The following is a 20,370-nucleotide window of genomic DNA, read 5'->3' on the forward strand; positions in this document are numbered from 1 at the left end:
ATAAACATGCTTTATATCTTTGATTTAGGAAACGTCATCGTCGATATCGATTTTAATCGCGTGTTGGGTGCATGGAGCGACTTTAGCCGCGTGCCGCTGGCAACGTTAAAGCAAAATTTCGCGATGGGTGAGACCTTCCATCAGCATGAACGCGGCGAGATCAGCGATGAAGAATTCGCTGAACGTTTCTGTCAGGAGATGGATCTACCGTTAAGCTACGAGCAGTTTTCACACGGCTGGCAGGCCGTATTTGTCGCCATCCGGCCTGAGGTGATCGACATCATGCATAAGCTTCGCGAGCAGGGACATCGGGTCGTTGTGCTGTCAAACACCAACCGTCTGCACACCACGTTCTGGCCTGAGGAGTACCCTGAAGTTAAGGCGGCGGCGGATAAGATCTATCTCTCGCAGGAGATGGGGATGCGTAAGCCTGAAGCGCGAATTTATCAGGCTGTTCTGCAGGCAGAGGGATTCACCGCGGCCGATGCGGTCTTTTTCGATGACAACGCCGATAATATAGAGGGAGCTAACCAGTTGGGTATTACGTCAATTCTGGTGACCGGAAAAGAGACGATACCTGACTACTTTGCGAAGCAGCTATGCTAAAAACCGTTCATCAAAAAGCCACGCACCATACTCGCCCGCTGCGGGCCTGGCTGAAACTGCTCTGGCACCGGATTGATGAGGACAATATGACCACGCTGGCGGGTAACCTCGCCTACGTGTCATTGCTCTCGTTAGTGCCGCTGGTGGCGGTCATCTTTGCCCTGTTCTCCGCCTTTCCGATGTTTGCGGACGTCAGCGTGCAGCTTCGTCATTTTGTCTTCGCGAATTTCATTCCGGCAACCGGGGATGTTATCCAGAACTACATTGAGCAGTTTGTTGCCAATTCCAGCAAGATGACGGCAGTGGGGGCGTGCGGTCTTATCGTCACCGCGCTGCTGTTGATGTATGCCATCGATAACGCGCTAAACACGATCTGGCGGAGTAAAAAAGCGCGGCCAAAGGTCTATTCCTTTGCCGTGTACTGGATGATCCTCACGCTGGGACCGCTGCTGGCCGGGGCGAGCCTGGCAATCAGTTCTTATCTGCTCTCCCTGCGCTGGGCGAGTGATTTAAACGGCGCTATTGATAATGTGCTTCGCATCTTTCCGTTGATCCTGTCGTGGCTCTCGTTCTGGCTGCTCTATAGCGTCGTGCCGACCACGCGCGTGCCTAACCGCGATGCGGTCGTGGGGGCGCTGGTGGCGGCATTGCTCTTTGAGCTCGGTAAGAAAGGGTTTGCCCTCTACATCACTATGTTTCCGTCCTATCAGCTGATTTACGGCGTGCTGGCGGTGATCCCCATTTTGTTTGTCTGGGTCTACTGGACCTGGTGTATCGTCTTGCTTGGTGCTGAAATAACTGTCACTCTCGGTGTATACCGCGAACTTAAAAAAGCAGCAGCAGCTGAAAAACAACAAGAAGCAGACCAACCATGATTGCATTGATACAGCGCGTAACCCGTGCCAGCGTCACCGTGGAGGGAGAGGTGACGGGTGAAATTGGCCCAGGACTTTTGGTGTTGTTAGGTGTCGAAAAGGATGATGACGAACAAAAAGCCAACCGCTTATGTGAGCGCGTGCTGGGCTACCGTATTTTCAGCGATGCGGAAGGCAAAATGAACCTGAACGTCCAGCAGGCAGGCGGCAGCGTGCTGGTGGTTTCCCAGTTTACGCTGGCAGCGGATACCGAGCGCGGTATGCGCCCGAGTTTCTCCAAAGGGGCCGCGCCGGATCGTGCAGAAGCACTTTATGAGTACTTTGTTGAGCGTTGTCGCCAGCAGGAAATAAATACGCAAACCGGACGATTCGCTGCAGATATGCAGGTATCGCTGGTGAACGATGGCCCCGTCACATTCTGGCTCCAGGTATGAGCATACTTACGGCATGGCCGCGGGTAACAAGAGAGAGTACAGCTATGTATCACCTTCGAGTACCGCAAACGGAAGAAGAGTTAGACGCTTATTACCAGTTCCGCTGGGAAATGCTGCGCAAGCCACTGCATCAGCCAAAAGGCTCTGAACGCGACGCCTGGGACGCGATGGCCCACCATCAGATGGTGATGGACGAAGAGGGCAACCTCGTGGCCGTCGGGCGTTTGTATATCAACGCCGATAACGAAGCGTCTATTCGCTTTATGGCGGTTCATCCCTCCGTGCAGGACAAAGGTCTGGGAACGCTAATGGCGATGACCCTGGAATCCGTCGCCCGTCAGGAAGGCGTTAAGCGTGTCACCTGTAGCGCCCGCGAAGATGCCGTTGAGTTCTTCGCTAAACTCGGTTTTGTGAATCAGGGGGAAATCACGACCCCGCAAACCACGCCGATTCGTCATTTTTTGATGATCAAACCCATCGCCACCCTGGACGATATTCTGCATCGCGCCGACTGGTGCGGACAGCTCCAGCAGGCCTGGTATCAGCACATCCCGCTCAGTGAAAAAATGGGCGTGCGCATTCAGCAGTACACCGGACAAAAATTTATTACCACCATGCCGGAAACCGGCAATCAGAACCCGCACCACACGCTGTTTGCCGGCAGCCTGTTCTCACTGGCCACGCTCACCGGCTGGGGACTGATCTGGCTGATGCTGCGCGAGCGCCATCTTGGTGGCACCATCATTCTTGCTGATGCTCATATCCGCTATAGCGCACCGATCAGCGGCAAGCCGAGTGCGGTGGCCGATCTGGGGTCACTGGGCGGCGATCTGGACCGTCTGGCTCGTGGCCGCAAGGCTCGCGTACAAATGCAGGTTGAACTGTTTGGCGATAAAACACCGGGCGCGGTGTTTGAAGGCACCTATATCGTTCTTCCGGCGAAGCCTTTTGGCGCGTATGAAGAGGGTGGGAACGAGGAGGAGTAATCTCCTGTTCACGCTCCCCGGGCGTGCTGAATCCGCCCGGCGACATCCCGCATAACGTCTCGCGCTGACTGGCTCACGCCGCCAAGCTGAAAGAAGCCATGGATGACGCCCAGCCAGCGTTGAGCGGTACACTTCACACCCTGCTCCGTCAGATGCTGGAACAACATTTCGCCCTCATCGCAGAGCGGATCGTACTCTGCGGTAATAATGTGCACAGGCGGAAGACCGTAAAAATCATCGCGCCACAGCGGACTTGCTTCGGGGTGCTGGCGGTCGGTGTCGGCGAGGTACATTTCATACCCACTGAGCAGGGTATCGCGGGTGATGATGTAATCCGTGCCATTGAGGGCATAGCTTTCAAAACTGGCCGTGGCGTCGAGCATGGGGTAGATGAGTATGAGCAGTGCGGGTTTCCATCGCCCTTTCGCATTGAGCCGCAATGACGTTACCAGCGCAAGATGTCCCCCTGCACTGTCTCCGCAAAGGGTGATTCGGTTTTTATCCACGCCCAGTTTGTCCGCATAGTGCCAGACCAGATCTGCACCTCTTTCCGCATCGTCATGTGCGGCGGGGAAAGTATGCTCCGGCGCCAGCCTGTACTGAATCGCAATCACCCGGCAGTTGCCGTAGCAGGCTAACTGACGGAGTTGGTTGTCATGGGTATCAAAGCCGCCGCTGATAAAGCATCCGCCGTGGTAGTAGATGGCAGCAGGCAATAGTTCAGGTGCATTGAGAGGTGAAAATACCCGAATGGTAAGACCCTCAAGAACAAGCGTCTCCACCTGAACGCGCGTTTCGGTCTCCCCGGCAAGCCTCGTGCTGGCAATATAGCCTGCTCGTCGCACCTCAATGCTCTGGCGACGTGACGAGGGCCGACCTGCAGCGATAAACCCCTGAACCAGCTGTGCAATACCCTGTTCCAGCGCCATGAAAATTCCCTTTTACTGTATGAATGAACAGTTTTATAGCCTGGTTTGATTCAAAAGAAAACAAGAATAGTGTTGAGGGCAACAATCTGGAAAGCGCCTCGCAAATGGAAGGCTAACTATTGCCAGGGACTTTAACCCTACTGAGAGAAAGCGTATGTTGCCTTGAAAATAGACAATGGTGATATACTGAGGTGATATATGAGTTTACTGGCGGAGCTTAGCATGGGCAGAATTCTGATCGATTTGTCGGATGACGTTATTCAACGTCTCGATAACCTCAAACAGCTGCGTAACCAACCTCGTGCCGAATTACTGCGTGAAGCAATTGAGCAGTATCTCGATCAGCAAAGCTCGTCCGTTATCCGTGATGCGCTTGGTCTTTGGGGGAACCAGCAAGAAGATGGTTTAGAGTATGAGCGCAAGCTGCGTGAGGAGTGGTAGTGATGGAACACATGGCGGTTTTTGATACCAATATCCTGATCGACCTTTTCAACAATCGCGTCGAGGCAGCAAATACGATCGAAAACACAGCATCGCACCGGTCAATCAGTCTAATCACATGGATGGAAGTCATGGTAGGGGCGCGCAAACATGGCCACGAAGCGAAAACCGCGGCGGTAATGGGCGCATTTGAGGTTATCGATGTAACCCGAGAGATCGCAGAAAGAAGCGTCGTGCTCCGTGAGAAGCATGGCATGAAACTGCCGGATGCCATTATTTTAGCGACTGCCCAAAGCAGAAATTGCCCGTTAATCACCCGGAATACCAAAGACTTTCAGGGGATTGCCGGGGTGGTTTTACCTTATCAATTGTAGGCCGGGCAAGCACGCGCCGCCCGGCACTGTCACAGGGAATTACTCCCCTTCACCCGGGAACAGGAACGGGTTGATCGAGCTGCGGGCAAAGCCCTCCTGCTCCATCTTCGCGTCCAGAATCAGCGAGGCGAGATCGTCGGCCACCGCTTCGACTTTCGGGTCCTTTTCCTGATACAGAATCTTCAGGTAAGTGCCGCAGTCGCCGCAGCTTTCGGCTTTCACCGCCGCGTCTTCATTTTCCAGCGACCAGTAGTTCAGATCGCGGGTCTGTTCGCAGTTGCTGCACTTGATGCGCACCACGTGCCACTCGGTTTCACACAGGTTGCAGTGCAGGTAGCGCAACCCCTGCGTGGTGCCGATTTGCACCATGCTGGAGACCGGCATAGAGCCGCAGACCGGGCAGAACTGGCGCGCCTCGCCGTATTCGGCGCGCGCTTTACCCGGAATCAGGCTCGCCATTTGCGCCCAGTAAAGCGACAGCGCAGCCCAGATAAACGGCGCTTTATCGCTGCTGACCAGAGAGAAGTCAGAGGCAAACAGCGCGCTCGCCATCTCTTCCAGCTCTTGTTCGGACGCTTTTTCCAGATTCTCAATGACCGCCAGCGCGGTGCCGCTCATTTCCGGCTTCAGCTCGGCAATCAGCGAATGCAGCAGCTTTTGCCAGTGCTTGTCGCGCGGCAGGACGTGAATGTCCAGCGGCGGCTTGCCCTGCGCGTTGGCTTCTTTGATGCGCGCGGTCAGATCCATTTGCAGAGGGTGATCGTACAGCACCACTTCCTGCGCGTGGGCGACCAGCGCGGCAAAACGCAGAAAATCGCCCAGCGGGTTGTTCTCTGCCAGCTCGCGCAGACGCTCTGCGCGGCGGTTATAGAGGTTCTTGAGTCTGGGGAATAACAACGGCGGAATATAATCCGCCGTGCGTTTCTCGCTCGACCCCAGCTCATCTTGCGGGATTATGCGAATACTCATTCAGATGACTTTTCCTGTTTCTGGCGGACTTCACGGTACCAGCGCGGGTGATGCTTCTTCGCCCACGTACTGGTTACCCATCCTTCCACCATCGCGGTAATGGTGCCTTTCACCCAAAGGGCGGCGTAGATATGCACCATGATAACCACAATTAACGCCACTGCGGCAAATGAATGCAGCATCAGCGCGAATCGGATCACCGGGATTGAGAAAGCAGGCGCAAAGTACGGACGCCAGATGATCACGCCGCTCACCAGCAACAGGACCAGGAAGATAATCGCCGCCCAGAATACGCATTTCTGGCCGAAGTTATAACGCCCGGTGTCACCCACTTCCTCGTTGACGACGATCTTACGAATATTCTTCGCCCAAAAGATATCATCCCGATTGATTAGGTTATGGTGCCAGTAGCGGAAAAACATAATGATGAACGACGCGAACATGATGACGCCCACAAACGGGTGCAGGATGCGCGCCAGCTGTGGTGTCCCCATGATCTGCATCAGCCAGTTGAAGGACGGGAAGAAGAACCCCAGCCCGCTTATCGCCGCCAGCATGAAGCAGAAGGCGGTGACCCAGTGGTTGATGCGTTCCGGCGCGGTGTAGCGCACGATGGTGTCACGTTTTCTCATTTGCGCACCTCGTCTTTCTCTTCATGCAGGTTGTCGTCTTCCTCTTCCGCGCGGTTCGGACCGACGCCGACGTAGTGGAAGATGCTCGCTGCGAAGGTGGCAGCAAAGCCCACCGCTGCCAGCGGTTTCCAGATGCCTTTCCAGAACTTCACGGTGGCGCTGATTTCCGGGTTCTCCGGCAGGCCGTGATACAGATTCGGCTTGTCGGCGTGGTGCAGCACGTACATCACGTGCGTACCGCCAACCCCGGCCGGATCGTACAGGCCCGCGTTGTCGTAACCACGGGTTTTCAGCTCGCCCACGCGTTCTGCCGCCAGCGTTTTCATATCCTCTTTGGAGCCAAAGTGGATCGCGCCGGTTGGGCAGGTCTTCACGCACGCAGGCTCCTGGCCGACGGTAACGCGGTCCACGCACAGGGTGCATTTGTAGACGCGGTTGTCTTCCGGGTTCAGGCGCGGTACGTCGAACGGACAGCCCGCGATGCAGTAGCCGCAGCCGATGCACTGTTCGGACTGGAAGTCGACGATGCCGTTGGCATACTGAATGATAGCCCCTTCTGACGGACATGCCTTCAGGCAGCCCGGATCCGCACAGTGCATACAGCCGTCTTTGCGGATAAGCCATTCCAGTTTGTCGTTCTGCTCCACTTCCGAGAAACGCATCACCGTCCAGGACTTGGCGGTCAGGTCTGCCGGGTTGTCGTACACCCCGACGTTGTGACCCACTTCGTCACGCAGGTCGTTCCACTCAGAGCAGGCCACCTGACAAGCTTTACAGCCGATACAGGTCGTCACGTCGATAAGCTTCGCCACTTCCTGCTGGTGGTCCCGCGCCTGAGGCGCGGGCGTGAAACCGTTAGTCGCGGAACGACGGATAATGTCTTGAGATTGATAAGCCATAAGTCGTCTCCGTTACACCTTTTCCACGTTCACGAGGAAGGCCTTAAACTCCGGCGTCTGCGTGTTCGCATCACCGACGAACGGCGTCAGGGTGTTCGCAATGAACCCTTTCTTCGCCACGCCCTCATAACCCCAGTGAATCGGAATACCGATGGTATCCACCTGCTGACCGTGAACGTTCAGCGTGCGAATACGCTTGGTCACCACCGCCTTGGCCTTAATGTAGCCGCGGTTAGAGGATACCTTCACGGTATCGCCATGGGCAATGCCGAGCTTGTTCGCCAGCTTCTCGCCGATCTCCACAAACTGTTCCGGCTGCGCGATGGCGTTAAGCAGCGCGTGCTTGGTCCAGTAGTGGAAGTGCTCGGTCAGACGGTAGGTGGTACCCACGTACGGGAACTTGTCTTTTTTACCCAGCGCTTCAAAGTCGCCCTTGAAGATACGGGCAGCCGGGTTAGAGACCACGTTCGGGTGCAGTGGGTTGGTGCCCAGCGGCGTCTCAAACGGCTCGTAGTGTTCCGGGAACGGACCTTCCGCCATCTTATCGATAGCGAACAGACGCCCCATTCCTTCAGGCTGCATGATAAACGGCCCAACGTCGCTGCCCGGTGCGGCAGTGCTGTAGTCCGGAATATCCACGCCGCCCCATTTCGCGCCGTCCCACTTCAGCAGTTGACGCTTCGGATCCCACGGGTTGCCCTGCGGGTCAGCGGACGCACGGTTATAGAGGATGCGGCGGTTGAGCGGCCACGCCCATGCCCAGCCCAGCGTATTGCCAAGGCCTGACGGGTCGGCATTATCGCGGTTGGCCATCTGGTTGCCTTTCGGCGTCCAGCTACCGGCAAAGATCCAGCAGCCGCTGGAGGTGGTACCGTCATCACGCAGGTGCGCGAAGGTACTAAGCTGATCGCCTTTCTTCGCCAGCACGGTGCCGGTGGCCGGGTCGATAACGTCCGCCAGCGCCTTACCGTTGCTCTCCATCGCCACTTCTTCTGGCGCAGGGTTTTCCGGCGTCGAGTAGTTCCAGGTCATGTTCAGGACCGGTTCCGGGTTCGCGCCGCCTTCTGCCGCGTACATCTTACGCAGGCGCAAGAAGATACCGGCCAGGATCTCGCCGTCGTTCATGGCGATGCCCGGGGCGTCAGCGCCTTTCCAGTGCCACTGCAGCCAGCGTCCGGAGTTGACGATAGACCCGTTCTCTTCCGCAAAGCAGGTCGATGGCAGACGGAACACTTCGGTCTGAATCTTCGACGGATCGACGTCGTTCGATTCACCGTGGTTCTGCCAGAAGGTCGAGGTCTCGGTATTGAGCGGGTCAATCGTCACCAGGAACTTCAGTTTCGACAGCGACTCAACAACCTTGTTCTTGTTCGGGAACGAGGCCACCGGGTTAAAGCCCTGGCACAGATAGCCGTTCACTTTGCCCTGGTGCATCATCTCGAAATACTGCAGAACGTCGTAGCCTTTATCCCACTTCGGCAGCCAGTCAAAGCCCCAGCTGTTTTCCGCCGTTGCTTTATCCCCGAAGAACGCTTTCATCATCGAGACGAAGAACTTCGGATAGTTGCCCCAGTAGTTCACCTGGCCTTCAAGCAGCGGTTTAGGCGTGCTGGCCGTCAGGTAGGTTTGCAGGTCGGTCTGTTTCTCGCTTGGCAGGTTCATATAGCCCGGCAGGCTCTGAGACAGCAGGCCGAGGTCGGTCAGACCCTGAATGTTGGAGTGACCGCGCAGGGCGTTCACGCCGCCGCCTGCCATCCCCATGTTGCCGAGCAGAAGCTGAACCATCGCCATGGTGCGGATGTTCTGCGCGCCGATGGAGTGTTGCGTCCAGCCGAGGGCGTACAGGAACGACGCGGTTTTGTCTTTCGCGCTGGTTTCGGCGATAAGCTCGCACACCTTCAGGAAGTCCGCCTTCGGTGTACCACAGATGTTTTCGACAACCTCCGGCGTGTAGCGGGAGACGTGCTCTTTCAGCAGGTTCCACACGCAGCGCGGGTGTTGCAGAGTGGTGTCGCGCTTCGCAAAACCTTTTTCATCCAGCTCGTAGTTCCAGCTGGTTTTGTCGTACTTGCGTTTTTCAGCGTCGTAACCGCTAAACAGGCCATCTTCGAAGTGGTAATCCTCACGCACGATCAGGCTGGCGTTGGTATAGGCTTCGGTGTATTCGCGGTTGTATTTTTCGTTGGTCATCAGGTACAGCAGTACGCCTGACAGGAAAGTGATGTCAGTACCTGAACGAATAGGGGTGTAGAAATCCGCCACTGACGCAGTACGCGTAAAGCGGGGATCGATCACAATCAGTTTCGCACCGTTGTGGATTTTGGCTTCCATCGCCCAGCGGAACCCGACCGGGTGCGCTTCAGCGGCGTTACCGCCCATCACCACAATGAGGTTGGCGTTCTTGATGTCGACCCAGTGGTTGGTCATCGCACCGCGACCAAATGTTGGAGCAAGACTTGCTACCGTTGGTCCGTGTCAGACACGCGCCTGGTTGTCGACCGCGAGCATACCGAGTGCGCGCGTAAATTTCTGGGTTAAATAACCGGTTTCGTTGCTGGAAGCAGAGGCACACAGCATCCCGGTGGAGAGCCAGCGGTTGACCGTGACGCCGTCGGCGTTCTTCTCAACAAAGTTGGCATCGCGGTCTTCTTTAATCAGTTTAGCGATGCGGTCAAACGCCTCTTCCCAGCTGATTTGCTGCCATTTGTCGGAACCCGGCGCGCGATATTCAGGGAATTTCAGGCGGCTTTCGGAGTGGATAAAGTCTACCAGACCGGCCCCTTTCGGGCACAATGCGCCGCGGTTAACCGGGTGATCCGGGTCGCCTTCGATGTGGAAAATAGACGCTTTGGCGTTTTTAGCACCGTCGCCGAGGCTATACATTAACAGCCCGCAACCGACAGAGCAGTACGTACAGGTATTACGGGTTTCACGGGTGCGCAGCAGTTTATACTGCCGCGTTTCCGCCAGCGCTACGCCGGGCGCAAAGCCCAGTGCCGCTGCCGTGGTGCCTGCCATACCGCCAGCGCAGATCTTAAAGAACTGCCTTCTGCTGACCTGCATGGGTCACTCCTTGTTTCGACATTGCTTACATATGTAGTTTTGACTTCGCGGTTGAAGAATGACCGCAAAGGAGAAAAATTTGCGTTAATCCCTCAATTCCACGAGGGATATCATCAGAATACCACATTGTCGGTACCGCTGTTCTAATGGCGTTAATACAAAGTGAACGTATTATCACCATGTTGATTATAAAGTGTGATATCGATCACATTAAAAGCTCTGCATGTTAAAGCGATGTAGCCGGTGTCAGGTTGCACCCCTGCTAAATGAGTAGGAGAATGGTTGTCGAAAAGTTGATCCATACTATGCGTACAGCCTGTGGTTTATGCTGCAATAGCACGCTCGCTTCCGTGGTTGTTCAGGAATACCGCTGTGTCTAAACAAAACCGTGATCCCCACTCGTCACCCCTGCCTGCCGGCATTGTGGAACTGTCGGTACACCGACCGCCCCGCATAACCGATGCCACGCCCGATTTTCTGGCGGAAGAAGTGCCCGTTGCGCTCGTTTACAACGGCATCTCGCATGTGGTGATGATGGCATCTCCGAAAGATCTTGAGCTGTTCGCCATCGGTTTTTCCCTCTCGGAAGGCATCATCGAGCATCCGCAAGAGATCTACGGCATGGACGTGGTCCAGGCCTGCAACGGTCTTGAAGTGCAAATCGAACTCTCCAGCCGCCGCTTTATGGGGCTTAAGGAGCGTCGTCGCGCGCTGGCCGGGCGTACCGGCTGCGGCGTGTGCGGCGTTGAGCAGCTTAACGATATTGGCAAGCCCGTTGCGCCACTGCCGTTTACTCAGACCTTTAATCTGGCGCACCTCGACCCCGCCCTTGAGCATCTCAACGACGTACAGCCCATCGGCCAACTGAGCGGCTGTACGCACGCGGCGGCATGGGTATTGCCGTCGGGAGAGATTGCCGGTGGGCATGAAGACGTGGGTCGCCACGTGGCGCTGGATAAGCTGCTCGGTCGTCGTGCGCGTGAAAGTCAGGTCTGGCAGCAGGGCGCTGCGCTCGTTTCCAGCCGGGCCAGCTACGAGATGGTGCAAAAGTCCGCCATGTGCGGTGTGGAAATTTTGTTCGCGGTGTCGGCGGCGACCACGCTGGCGGTAGAGGTAGCGGAGCGCTGTAACCTGACGCTGGTGGGCTTCTGCAAGCCGGGAAGGGCGACGATTTATACCCATCCTCAGCGATTAATAGTTGATCAGTAATTTTGAATGATATTAGCAAATCCTTCCGCTTTTAGTTGTTCGCGATGAGGTCTAGTATTTATCTCATCAAGGCACGGTGCCTTACCTAAACAACTTAATGAAAGGGTTTAAATCATGAAAAGCATCAAAACTTTTGTCGCTGTAATCGCTCTGGCTGCTTCTTTCGGTTCTTTCGCTGCGCAGACTGTGACCGCAACCGCCTCTACCATTGATGGTGCAGAAGCGAAAATCGCGGCTCAGGCTCAGGAAGCGGGCGCGTCATCGTACAAAATTACCCAGGCATTCTCCGGTAACCGCGTACACATGACTGCTGAACTGAACAAATAAGCGAGTCACACCGTCGAAAGAGCGCCCCCGGGGCGCTTTTTTAGTTTATGCCCGCCACGCGAAGCAATGCCGTCACCACCGCCGCGGCCACAATGACCACGATTAACGGCATTTTCCGCCAGGCCAAAAACACCGCAAACGCCACGCCCAGCACGCGCGCCATGCCCGCGAAGTGTTCTCCCTCATAAAAGGTGGTCGCCAGCGCGACGGAGAACAGCAATACCGTTGCCGCATCTGACAGCAGCGCCTGAGAACGCTCCGACAGCGCCAGCCGGTTGCCGAGTTTGGCGCCGCCAAGGCGCATTAAATAGGTTCCGGCAGAAAGAATGGCGATGCCGAGGATAAAGACCGTCATGTTTTCCATTATTTTTTCCTCGCGGCAAGACCCAGTAAAGAGAGCAGTACCGGCAGGCCTACTGGGGCAAACGGCACGGCGGCCAGCGATAACACAGCGCCGCTGCAGGCGCGGATCAGCGTGGTACGGTTTTTAAATGCGGGAACCACTAATGCCAGCAGAATGGCCGGAAATACCGCGTCCAGCCCGATGGTTTCCGGGTCGGGCAACAGTTTGCCCACCATGGCACCCAACAGCGCGCCCAGCGGCCAGATGATGGCAACGCCTAAGCCGCACAGCCAGTAGGCGGCTTTACGCTGTTCGGCGGTTTTTTGCGACAGGCCAAACACCACGCTTTCATCGTTCATGATGTGGCAGCCCAGCAGGCTCAGACCGCGCTTGCCCACCAGCTCACGCACCGTCACGCCAAACGGCACATGCCGCGCGTTGACCAGCAAACCTGCCGCCGCAGCCGCCAGCGGATTGCCGCCGCTCGCCACGATGCCGATAAACATAAATTCAGACGCGCCCGCCAGCACGGTAATGGAGAGCACAAACGGCACCCAGACCGGGAAACCGTAGGCCATTGCCAGCGATCCGTAGGACATCCCGACCACGCCCACCGCGAGGCAGACCAGAATGATTGCTTTTATGGTGTCGCCTTTCAGACAAGAGAGATGATGCTTCATACAATTTTAGCCATATCGAACGTGTATCCATTATAATGAACGCAACGAAATTGATTTTCAAGACGAACGATTTGTTCGTTTTATAGAACGCGAGGCCGTTATATGACGCAGCCGATCAGCCTGATCGCCAAAAGTCTGGTGCGAGAACGCCTGCGAACCGGGCTTTCACTGGCGGAAATTGCCCGCCGTGCCGGGATCGCAAAATCCACGCTTTCCCAGCTGGAGTCCGGCAACGGTAACCCTAGCCTGGAAACGCTGTGGTCGCTCTGCGTGGCGCTGGATATTCCTTTCGCCCGTTTGCTTGAGCCACAGTTGCCGACCACGCAGGTGATCCGCCGTGGTGAAGGGACAAAAGTGGTGGCTGGACAGGCTAACTATGAAGCCATTTTACTGGCGGCATGCCCCCCCGGCGCGCGCCGCGATGTCTATCTTCTGATGACCCAACCGGGAGCAGACCGTATTTCACAGCCGCATCCACCTGGCTCGGTTGAACATATTATTGTGACGCAGGGGCGGGCGCTGGTCGGTCTGCTCGACGCGGCGGAAGAGCTCGGCGCAGGGGATTACATTTGTTATCCCGCCGACCAGCCGCATATCTTCAAGGCCCTGGAGCCAGACACTTACGCGCTGCTGGTGGCGGAACAAAACTAACAGAGATACGGAAACTCATGTCGCTTAAAGCCATTGCCAAAGAACTGGGGCTGTCAGTCACCACCGTCAGCCGCGCCCTCAACGGATATGACGACGTCTCCGCCGAGACGCGCGCACGCGTGGAAGCAGAGGCCCAGCGCCGTGGTTACCGACCGAACACCTTCGCCCGGCGCCTGAAGATGGGCAAAATTGACGCCGTTGGGCTGGTGTTCCCGGTCCATCCTGTTCCGCTCAATAACAGCGTATTTATGGACATGGTCGGCGAAATTAGCCACGAACTGGCGCGACATGAAATCGATTTGTTGCTGATTGCCGATGACGATCTGGCCGATAAACACAGCTATATGCGCATGGTGCAAAGCCGCCGCGTGGATGCGCTGATCGTGGCACACACGCTGGATCACGATCCCCGTCTTGAGCAGCTGCAGGCGGCCGGTTTTCCTTTCCTGGCGCTCGGGCGCAGCCATCTCCCGCAGCCGTACGCGTGGTTTGATTTCGACAACTACGCCGGTACGCATCAGGCTACCCGCTGGCTGATCGAGAAAGGCCATCAGCGTATCGCGCTACTTGGCGAAAGCAACAATCAGGCGTTTATCACCCAGCGCCGTCAGGGCTATCTGGACGCGTTGCGGGAAGCCGGGCTTTCCAGCGAATGGCTGCGCGCTATGCCGCCTTCGCGCCGCGTTGGGTATGCCACCACGAAAGAACTGCTTGCCCTGCCGCAGCCGCCCACGGCCATCATCACCGACTGCAACACCCACGGCGACGGCGCGGCGATGGCGCTGGCGCAGATGGGGCGTTTATCCGGCGACAACGCCGTCTCACTGGTGGTCTATGACGGACTACCCCAGGACAGCATCGTCGATATTGACGTGGCGTCGGTGATCCAGTCCACCCGCCAGGGCGTCGGGAAACAGATTGCCGATATGGTGCGCCAGCTGATTAACGGCGACGATATTGAACAGCTTCAGGTACTCTGGCAGCCAGAATTCTCTCCGGGCCAGACGGCTTAAATACCGCAAAATTTTAAAGCAGATCACAGAACCGAAACGTTTTGGTTTGTATCCGAAACGTTTCGGATCAACACTCAGATCATCCCGATGACAGGAGATGTCTGATGCAAGATTCCGTTTTACGTCTCGAAACCACGACGGTAGACGTGGTGATTAAAACCCATCCGTTCGCCGAAATTCTCTACTGGGGGCCTCACCTTCGGCACTTTTCGCCGCAGGATGTTGCTCTGCTCGCGCGTCCTGTTGCCAACGGCAGGCTTGACGTCGACTCCCCGGTCACGCTGATGGCCGAGCTGGGGCACGGCCTGTTTGGCTCGCCGGGCATTGAGGGGCACCGCCAGGGGCTGGACGGTTCCCCGGTGTTCAAAACCACCCAGGTGCAGCAGGGCGTAAATACCCTGACGATAACCGCCGAAGATGAGCATGCGGGACTGCGCCTGACCAGCGAGCTGGCGCTGGATGCCAGCGGCGTGCTGGTGGTTCGTCACGGTTTAACGAATCTGAAAGCGATCCCCTGGCAGGTGGACCGTTTCGCCGTCACGCTGCCGGTGGCCGAGCGCGCGCAGGAGGTGATGGCCTTCCACGGACGCTGGATCCGTGAATTCCAGCCGCACCGCGTAAAGCTTGAACACGACAGCTTCGTGATTGAAAACCGCCGGGGTAAAACCTCCCACGAGCACTTCCCGGCGTTGATTGCCGGTACGTCGTCGTTCAGCGAAATGCAGGGTGACGTCTGGGGCGTGCATCTGGGCTGGAGCGGTAATCACCGCCTGCGCGCGGAAGCGAAAACCGATGGTCGTCGCTACCTGCAGGCCGAAGCGCTCTACCTGCCGGGTGAAATGGCGGTTGAGGAGGGCGATACGCTCTGGACGCCGCGCCTGTATGCCAGCTACTCCACGCAGGGCCTGAACGGCATGAGTCAGCCGTTCCATCGCTACCTGCGCAACAACGTCATCCGCTTCCCGGAAAACAAACCGCGCCCGGTGCACCTCAATACCTGGGAAGGGATCTACTTCAACCACGATCCGGACTACATCATGCGCATGGCCGACGAGGCTGCCGCGCTGGGCGTGGAGCGCTTCATCATTGATGACGGCTGGTTCAAAGGCCGTAATGACGATCATGCCGCGCTGGGCGACTGGTATCTGGATGAGAAGAAATACCCGAACGGCCTGACGCCGGTGATCGACCACGTCAAGCGGCTCGGCATGGAGTTTGGCATCTGGGTAGAGCCGGAGATGATCAATCCGGATTCCGATTTGTACCGCGCGCATCCTGACTGGGTACTGGCGCTGCCGGGCTATCCCCAGGCGACCGGACGACACCAGCTGGTGCTCAATCTCAACATCCCGGAGGCCTTTGATTACCTGGTGGAGCGCATGAGCTGGCTGCTGGGCGAGCATGCGGTCGACTACGTGAAGTGGGACATGAACCGCGAGCTGGTGCAGCCGGGACACAACGGTAAAGCCGCTGCCGACGCGCAGACCCGCCAGTTTTACCGCCTGCTGGACGTGCTGGGCGAGCGCTTCCCGCATATTGAGTTTGAATCGTGCTCCTCCGGCGGTGGGCGCATTGATTATGAGGTACTGACCCGCAGCCACCGCTTCTGGGCGTCTGACAACAACGACGCGCTGGAACGCAGCACCATCCAGCGCGGCATGAGCTACTTCTTCCCGCCGGAGGTGATGGGCGCGCATATCGGTCATCATAAATGTCACGCCACCTTCCGCCAGCATAGCATCCAGTTTCGCGGCTTGACGGCCCTGTTTGGCCATATGGGGCTGGAGCTGGATCCGCTCACCGTGGACGCGCAGGAGCGCGAAGGCTATCGCCATTACGCCGCGCTGCACAAGCAGTGGCGAGAGGTGATCCACCATGGTACCCAGTGGCGTATTGATATGCCGGATGCCACCACGCTGGCGCAAGGGATGGTGAGCGAAGATAAGGCGCAGGGGCTGTTTATGGTCAGCCAGCTCGCGATGCCGGATTACAGCCTGATGATGCCGCTGCGCATGGCGGGGCTGGAGGCTAGCGCGCGGTACCGCGTCATGCTGCTCGATCACCCGAATATTCAGATTACGGGCGAGGGAGGGCACACCATGCGCAAGCTGCCAGCGTGGATGGAAACGCCGCAAACGGTGAGCGGCGAGTGGCTGATGCAGGCGGGCATTGCGCTGCCGATTCTGGATCCGGAAACCGCCGTTCTGATTGGCGTTGAACGCGTGTAAAGGTGACGGGCCGGGCAACCGGCCCTCCGTTGAGGATAAAAATAATGAACACAACAACCTGTACCCACAAAGACAACCCTAACTTCTGGATCTTCGGGCTGTTCTTCTTTCTCTACTTCTTCATCATGGCCACCTGCTTTCCGTTCCTGCCTATTTGGCTGTCGGACATCATCGGCCTGAATAAAACCCATACCGGGATTGTCTTCTCCTGCATCTCGCTGTCGGCCATCGCGTTCCAGCCGCTACTGGGCGTTATTTCGGACAAGCTGGGGCTGAAAAAACACCTTCTGTGGATCATCGCGGTGCTGCTGGTTCTGTTCGCACCGTTCTTCCTGTATGTCTTCGCGCCGTTGCTGAAAGCCAATATCTGGCTGGGCGCGCTGAGCGGCGGGCTGTATATCGGTTTTGTATTTTCGGCCGGATCGGGGGCGATTGAGGCCTACATCGAACGCGTGAGCCGCAACAGCTTCTTTGAATACGGCAAGGCGCGCATGTTTGGCTGTCTCGGCTGGGGCTTGTGCGCCTCCACGGGCGGCATCCTGTTCGGCATCGATCCGTCGTATGTTTTCTGGATGGGATCGGGAGCGGCATTGCTGCTGATGCTGCTGCTGGTGGTCGCGAAGCCGAAGCCCAACCAGACGGCGCAGGTCATGAATGCCCTGGGCGCGAACCAGCCGCAAATCACCGCAAAAACCGTGTTCAACCTGTTCCGCCAGCGCAGAATGTGGATGTTTATCCTCTACGTGATTGGCGTGGCCTGCGTGTATGACGTTTTCGATCAGCAGTTTGCCACCTTCTTTAAAACCTTCTTCGCCACGCCGCAGGAGGGGACCCGCGCCTTTGGTTTCGCAACGACTGCCGGGGAGATTTGTAATGCCATCATTATGTTCTGTTCGCCGTGGATCATTAACCGCATCGGCGCGAAGAACACGCTGCTGATCGCCGGGGTGATTATGGCGACGCGCATTATCGGCTCGTCGTTCGCCACCACTGCCGTGGAGGTGATTGCCCTCAAGATGCTGCACGCACTGGAAGTCCCGTTCCTGCTGGTGGGCGCCTTCAAGTACATCACCGGGGTGTTTGATACCCGACTGTCGGCGACTATCTATCTGATCGGCTTCCAGTTTGCCAAACAGTCGGCGGCGATTATTCTCTCCGCTTTTGCCGGGAATATGTATGACCGGATCGGCTTCCAGGAGACGTATCTGATGCTGGGCTGTTTCGTGCTGGCGATTACGGTGGTGTCGGCGTTTACGCTGAGCAGCAGGCAGGAGATTGCCGCCGCCGCGGGGGCGGCAGCGCTAACACATCAGTCCAGGTAAAAGACCTCTTTAAGTTCCGCACTCACCGGGCTGTTATCCGGGTTCGACGGCATGACGTCGCCCATATGTTTCCACCAGCGCTGGCAGACGTCGGTATTCGCTACCGCGTTCCAGCGCTCCTCCGATTCAATCTCCACGGTCGCAAACAGCAGGTTACGTGCTTTGTCGAGATAAATGGCGTAGTGGTGAGCCCCGTGGCCTTTCAGCACCGCTTCAAGCTCGGGCCAAATTGGATTGTGGCGACGCGCGTACTCCTCGTGCGCGTCCGGGTTCACCTGCATCACAAACGCTTTGCGGATCATAATGCCTCCAGATAGAGCTCGCGGACTTCATCGCGGCTGGCGGTGCGCGGATTGCATGGCGCACACGGATCCGCGAGGGCTTTATCCAGCCAGCCTTCGATATCGGCTTGAGTGACGCCGAGCTGGCTGAAGCCCGCAGGAATGCCGACGCGAGCGCTCAGGTCGCGAATCGCCTGAATGGCGGACATGCTGGCGGCTTCATCACTCATGCCGCGGGTATCGACGCCCATCGCCTGCGCCACGCGGGCGAAGCGGGTGATTGCGTTCGGGCGGTTAAAGCTTTCGACGATCGGCAGCAGAATGGCGTTGCACACGCCGTGCGGCAGGTTATGCGTCGCGCCCGGCTGGTGCGCCAGGGCGTGTACCAGACCCAGACCCGCACTGTTAAACGCCATGCCCGCCAGATACTGGCCAAACGCCATCTGCTCGCGCGCCTCAAGGTTATGACCGTTATCAACCGCTTCCGGCAGCCACAGGTTGATCAGGCGAATCGCCTCCAGCGCGTTGGCATCGGTCAGCGGGTGCGCGCCAACGGACACATAGGCTTCAATGGCGTGGGTTAATGCGTCCATACCGGTTGCGGCGGTCACGGAGGCCGGAATATCCAGCATGACGCTGGCATCGTCCACGGCGATATCCGGGATGATGTTCGGGTCGATGATCACCTCTTTCACCTGACGCGCGGAGTCGATGATCACCGCATTACTGGTCATCTCCGCCGCCGTTCCTGCGGTGGTGTTGATCGCTACCAGCGGCACCCCCGCATTTTTCACCTTGCCGACGCCGGAATAATCGGTTGACGGGCCGGGGTTAGCGGTGAGGATTTTAATCGCCTTGGCGGTATCAATCGGGCTGCCGCCGCCAAAGGCAATGACGTAATGACACTCCGCGTCCCGGTAAGCCGAAAATCCTTTTTGCACCAGCGCTTCTGTTGGGTTCGGGAACACCTCATCGAACAGGTGATACGACATCTGATGGGCGTCCAGCGCGGTAAACAGGCTGTCGAGCAGGCCCAACTTCACCAGCTGGCCGTCGGTGACAATCAGCGCTTTTCCCCACTGCTTGTTCGCTACCAGATTGACCATATCGCCGATTGCGCCCGCGCCGTGAAGGCTGATTTTTGGAAGCGCCAACATAAAGCTCATGATAATTCTCCTTAACGATCAACGTTTGTCCTGCAAAGGCGTTATGCGTATAAATCCAGCGCGGATTGCAGCGGGCTCACGCCAAAGCGCTTGCCGAGGGCGATGAGCGCTTCCCGGGGAATGGTCTGCTTCATGCCGCCCATGGCGTACACCTTCACCAGCACTTCCGCTGATTTCTCGGCGGTGTCGATCAGGCCAAAGGTTTCATCCAGCGTTGGACCGCTGCCGAACACGCCGTGGAACGGCCATAGCACCAGAGAATGTTTTTGCATATCAACGGCGGTTGCCTGGCCGATTTCGTCGGTACCCGGTACCATCCACGGCAGAATGCCCACGCCATCCGGGAATACCACCAGACACTCGGTACTGCCTTCCCAGAGCTTGCGGGTGATGACATCGGCGCTGTTTTCCAGCACGTAGGTCAGGGCGATCAGGTTCGTGGCGTGGCAGTGCATGATCACGCGGTCCTTGCCATTGGTCGCTTTGATGCGCTCGCAGTGGGAGAGGAAGTGCGCCGGCAGTTCGGAGGTGGGCACCGCTTCATCCGTCAGCCCCCACAGAATGTGGTAACCCGCGCCGTCGCTGTCCACTTTCACCACGCCGAGGTTGGCCTCCGGGTCGAGCTGGACGTTACGGAAAAACTTGCCGGAACCGGTAACGATAAACGGCGTGTTGGCGAGCAGCGGCATCGGCTGGCTCAGCGCGATATAGCGCGGCTTCGCGTGGAAATCGGCCGCGAAAGGTTCGATATCCGCGTCGTCCAGGCGCAGCGTCAGGTTGCCGCCGTTGCGCTCGTCCCAGCCTTTCAGCCAGGCGTCGGAGGTGGCTTTGATCATGCCCTGGACGAACCAGGAGTGGGTGATAGTCTGCATACTGTGGTTCCTTTGAAAATACCGGGTAGCGCTACGCTTACCCGGCCTACTCTTACCCGTAGACCCGGCA

The 20,370-nt window shown here is 57.4% G+C and carries 22 protein-coding genes; 12 read left to right on the forward strand and 10 right to left on the reverse strand.

The genetic code is table 11. The features are described 5' to 3' along the window. Positions 1-6: 6 nt before the first annotated feature. From yihX to fabY, 4 genes are read left to right on the forward strand one after another with little or no spacing between them, the layout of a single operon-like run. Complete coding sequence (yihX, locus tag F3J31_RS21980) at positions 7-606, forward strand: glucose-1-phosphatase (protein WP_045909089.1); 600 nt, start codon at positions 7-9, stop codon at positions 604-606. Then, entirely contained in the window at positions 600-1,481 is an 882-nt protein-coding gene (locus F3J31_RS21985) for a virulence factor BrkB family protein (protein ID WP_045909090.1), read from the forward strand. Before yihX ends, F3J31_RS21985 begins: the two co-directional genes overlap by 7 nt. Continuing rightward, positions 1,478-1,915, forward strand: coding sequence for a D-aminoacyl-tRNA deacylase (gene dtd, locus F3J31_RS21990; RefSeq protein ID WP_167215548.1), 438 nt, complete (start codon positions 1,478-1,480; stop codon positions 1,913-1,915). The genes F3J31_RS21985 and dtd overlap by 4 nt, the downstream gene beginning before the upstream one ends. Positions 1,916-1,959: 44 nt before the next feature. Further along, positions 1,960-2,901, forward strand: coding sequence for a fatty acid biosynthesis protein FabY (gene fabY, locus F3J31_RS21995; RefSeq protein ID WP_023309755.1), 942 nt, complete (start codon positions 1,960-1,962; stop codon positions 2,899-2,901). 8 nt (positions 2,902-2,909) lie between these two features. On the opposite strand, the gene F3J31_RS22000 is transcribed toward fabY, so the two are convergent. Further along, entirely contained in the window at positions 2,910-3,830 is a 921-nt protein-coding gene (locus F3J31_RS22000) for an alpha/beta hydrolase (RefSeq protein ID WP_167215551.1), read from the reverse strand. A 198-nt stretch (positions 3,831-4,028) separates the two neighbouring features. Between F3J31_RS22000 and F3J31_RS22005 the strand changes: the two genes are divergently transcribed. Next, positions 4,029-4,271, forward strand: a complete 243-nt coding sequence (locus F3J31_RS22005) for a ribbon-helix-helix protein, CopG family (protein ID WP_048226827.1) — start codon at positions 4,029-4,031, stop codon at positions 4,269-4,271. Positions 4,272-4,273: 2 nt separating this feature from the next. Continuing rightward, entirely contained in the window at positions 4,274-4,645 is a 372-nt protein-coding gene (locus F3J31_RS22010; protein WP_080347348.1) for a type II toxin-antitoxin system VapC family toxin, read from the forward strand. Between the two features lie 39 nt (positions 4,646-4,684). On the opposite strand, the gene fdhE is transcribed toward F3J31_RS22010, so the two are convergent. From fdhE to fdnG, 4 genes are read right to left on the reverse strand one after another with little or no spacing between them, the layout of a single operon-like run. Next, positions 4,685-5,614 carry a formate dehydrogenase accessory protein FdhE gene (gene fdhE, locus F3J31_RS22015; protein ID WP_008501833.1) on the reverse strand — a complete coding sequence of 310 codons (930 nt, stop codon included), beginning with the start codon at positions 5,612-5,614 and terminating at the stop codon, positions 4,685-4,687. Further along, positions 5,611-6,246, reverse strand: a complete 636-nt coding sequence (fdoI, locus tag F3J31_RS22020; protein ID WP_008501832.1) for a formate dehydrogenase cytochrome b556 subunit — start codon at positions 6,244-6,246, stop codon at positions 5,611-5,613. The genes fdhE and fdoI overlap by 4 nt, the downstream gene beginning before the upstream one ends. Continuing rightward, on the reverse strand, positions 6,243-7,145 hold the full coding sequence (gene fdxH / locus F3J31_RS22025) for a formate dehydrogenase subunit beta (protein WP_008501831.1): 903 nt from the start codon (positions 7,143-7,145) through the stop codon (positions 6,243-6,245). Before fdxH ends, fdoI begins: the two co-directional genes overlap by 4 nt. A gap of 12 nt (positions 7,146-7,157) precedes the next feature. Next, positions 7,158-10,208, reverse strand: coding sequence for a formate dehydrogenase-N subunit alpha (gene fdnG, locus F3J31_RS22030; protein ID WP_086374971.1), 3,051 nt, complete (start codon positions 10,206-10,208; stop codon positions 7,158-7,160). Between the two features lie 372 nt (positions 10,209-10,580). Here fdnG and fdhD point away from each other — a divergent pair, with 372 nt between their 5' ends. Both fdhD and F3J31_RS22040 read left to right on the forward strand, forming a co-directional pair. Further along, complete coding sequence (gene fdhD, locus F3J31_RS22035) at positions 10,581-11,417, forward strand: formate dehydrogenase accessory sulfurtransferase FdhD (RefSeq protein ID WP_045909097.1); 837 nt, start codon at positions 10,581-10,583, stop codon at positions 11,415-11,417. Between the two features lie 114 nt (positions 11,418-11,531). Continuing rightward, the gene (locus tag F3J31_RS22040; protein WP_021242795.1) at positions 11,532-11,744 is read left to right on the forward strand and encodes a DUF1471 domain-containing protein; all 213 of its coding nucleotides are present in this window, start codon (positions 11,532-11,534) and stop codon (positions 11,742-11,744) included. A 40-nt stretch (positions 11,745-11,784) separates the two neighbouring features. Here the strand turns inward: F3J31_RS22040 and F3J31_RS22045 are convergent, their stop codons facing one another. Together F3J31_RS22045 and F3J31_RS22050 are read right to left on the reverse strand one after the other, a co-directional pair. Further along, positions 11,785-12,108 carry an AzlD domain-containing protein gene (locus F3J31_RS22045; RefSeq protein ID WP_008501826.1) on the reverse strand — a complete coding sequence of 108 codons (324 nt, stop codon included), beginning with the start codon at positions 12,106-12,108 and terminating at the stop codon, positions 11,785-11,787. Then, entirely contained in the window at positions 12,108-12,767 is a 660-nt protein-coding gene (locus tag F3J31_RS22050; RefSeq protein ID WP_045909098.1) for an AzlC family ABC transporter permease, read from the reverse strand. Before F3J31_RS22050 ends, F3J31_RS22045 begins: the two co-directional genes overlap by 1 nt. A gap of 102 nt (positions 12,768-12,869) precedes the next feature. Here F3J31_RS22050 and F3J31_RS22055 point away from each other — a divergent pair, with 102 nt between their 5' ends. The 4 genes from F3J31_RS22055 (at position 12,870) to F3J31_RS22070 (ending at position 17,981) form a co-directional block, all read left to right on the forward strand. Then, positions 12,870-13,418, forward strand: a complete 549-nt coding sequence (locus tag F3J31_RS22055) for an XRE family transcriptional regulator (protein WP_023309744.1) — start codon at positions 12,870-12,872, stop codon at positions 13,416-13,418. A 17-nt stretch (positions 13,419-13,435) separates the two neighbouring features. Then, the gene (locus F3J31_RS22060; RefSeq protein WP_048226829.1) at positions 13,436-14,431 is read left to right on the forward strand and encodes a LacI family DNA-binding transcriptional regulator; all 996 of its coding nucleotides are present in this window, start codon (positions 13,436-13,438) and stop codon (positions 14,429-14,431) included. A 104-nt stretch (positions 14,432-14,535) separates the two neighbouring features. Next, entirely contained in the window at positions 14,536-16,659 is a 2,124-nt protein-coding gene (locus F3J31_RS22065) for an alpha-galactosidase (RefSeq protein WP_167215554.1), read from the forward strand. A 44-nt stretch (positions 16,660-16,703) separates the two neighbouring features. Beyond that, entirely contained in the window at positions 16,704-17,981 is a 1,278-nt protein-coding gene (locus F3J31_RS22070; RefSeq protein WP_048226833.1) for an MFS transporter, read from the forward strand. Here F3J31_RS22070 and rhaM read toward each other — a convergent pair. From rhaM to rhaD, 3 genes are read right to left on the reverse strand one after another with little or no spacing between them, the layout of a single operon-like run. Next, positions 17,969-18,283, reverse strand: a complete 315-nt coding sequence (rhaM, locus tag F3J31_RS22075) for an L-rhamnose mutarotase (RefSeq protein ID WP_167215558.1) — start codon at positions 18,281-18,283, stop codon at positions 17,969-17,971. The two genes, F3J31_RS22070 and rhaM, sit on opposite strands and share 13 nt — an antisense overlap. After that, positions 18,280-19,428, reverse strand: a complete 1,149-nt coding sequence (gene fucO / locus F3J31_RS22080) for a lactaldehyde reductase (protein WP_167215561.1) — start codon at positions 19,426-19,428, stop codon at positions 18,280-18,282. Before fucO ends, rhaM begins: the two co-directional genes overlap by 4 nt. Positions 19,429-19,469: 41 nt before the next feature. Then, positions 19,470-20,300: a rhamnulose-1-phosphate aldolase gene (gene rhaD / locus F3J31_RS22085; protein WP_048028382.1), complete on the reverse strand. Its 831-nt coding sequence runs from the start codon at positions 20,298-20,300 to the stop codon at positions 19,470-19,472. Between the last annotated feature and the right edge of the window lie 70 nt (positions 20,301-20,370).

This window comes from Enterobacter sp. Acro-832 (genome assembly GCF_011752745.1).
GTDB lineage: Bacteria > Pseudomonadota > Gammaproteobacteria > Enterobacterales > Enterobacteriaceae > Enterobacter > Enterobacter quasiroggenkampii.

Bases quoted from the DNA above. Each gene is read 5' to 3' on its own strand.
- F3J31_RS22010 (WP_080347348.1), top strand. From the start codon at position 4,274: ATGGAACACATGGCGGTTTTTGATACCAATATCCTGATCGACCTTTTC.
- fdxH (WP_008501831.1), bottom strand. From the start codon at position 7,145: ATGGCTTATCAATCTCAAGACATTATCCGTCGTTCCGCGACTAACGGT.
- F3J31_RS22065 (WP_167215554.1), top strand. From the start codon at position 14,536: ATGCAAGATTCCGTTTTACGTCTCGAAACCACGACGGTAGACGTGGTG.
- rhaM (WP_167215558.1), bottom strand. From the start codon at position 18,283: ATGATCCGCAAAGCGTTTGTGATGCAGGTGAACCCGGACGCGCACGAG.
- fdoI (WP_008501832.1), bottom strand. From the start codon at position 6,246: ATGAGAAAACGTGACACCATCGTGCGCTACACCGCGCCGGAACGCATC.
- fabY (WP_023309755.1), top strand. From the start codon at position 1,960: ATGTATCACCTTCGAGTACCGCAAACGGAAGAAGAGTTAGACGCTTAT.
- F3J31_RS22060 (WP_048226829.1), top strand. From the start codon at position 13,436: ATGTCGCTTAAAGCCATTGCCAAAGAACTGGGGCTGTCAGTCACCACC.
- fdhE (WP_008501833.1), bottom strand. From the start codon at position 5,614: ATGAGTATTCGCATAATCCCGCAAGATGAGCTGGGGTCGAGCGAGAAA.
- dtd (WP_167215548.1), top strand. From the start codon at position 1,478: ATGATTGCATTGATACAGCGCGTAACCCGTGCCAGCGTCACCGTGGAG.
- F3J31_RS22055 (WP_023309744.1), top strand. From the start codon at position 12,870: ATGACGCAGCCGATCAGCCTGATCGCCAAAAGTCTGGTGCGAGAACGC.
- F3J31_RS22000 (WP_167215551.1), bottom strand. From the start codon at position 3,830: ATGGCGCTGGAACAGGGTATTGCACAGCTGGTTCAGGGGTTTATCGCT.
- F3J31_RS22040 (WP_021242795.1), top strand. From the start codon at position 11,532: ATGAAAAGCATCAAAACTTTTGTCGCTGTAATCGCTCTGGCTGCTTCT.
- F3J31_RS22045 (WP_008501826.1), bottom strand. From the start codon at position 12,108: ATGGAAAACATGACGGTCTTTATCCTCGGCATCGCCATTCTTTCTGCC.
- fucO (WP_167215561.1), bottom strand. From the start codon at position 19,428: ATGAGCTTTATGTTGGCGCTTCCAAAAATCAGCCTTCACGGCGCGGGC.
- F3J31_RS22050 (WP_045909098.1), bottom strand. From the start codon at position 12,767: ATGAAGCATCATCTCTCTTGTCTGAAAGGCGACACCATAAAAGCAATC.
- rhaD (WP_048028382.1), bottom strand. From the start codon at position 20,300: ATGCAGACTATCACCCACTCCTGGTTCGTCCAGGGCATGATCAAAGCC.
- F3J31_RS22005 (WP_048226827.1), top strand. From the start codon at position 4,029: ATGAGTTTACTGGCGGAGCTTAGCATGGGCAGAATTCTGATCGATTTG.
- F3J31_RS21985 (WP_045909090.1), top strand. From the start codon at position 600: ATGCTAAAAACCGTTCATCAAAAAGCCACGCACCATACTCGCCCGCTG.
- F3J31_RS22070 (WP_048226833.1), top strand. From the start codon at position 16,704: ATGAACACAACAACCTGTACCCACAAAGACAACCCTAACTTCTGGATC.
- yihX (WP_045909089.1), top strand. From the start codon at position 7: ATGCTTTATATCTTTGATTTAGGAAACGTCATCGTCGATATCGATTTT.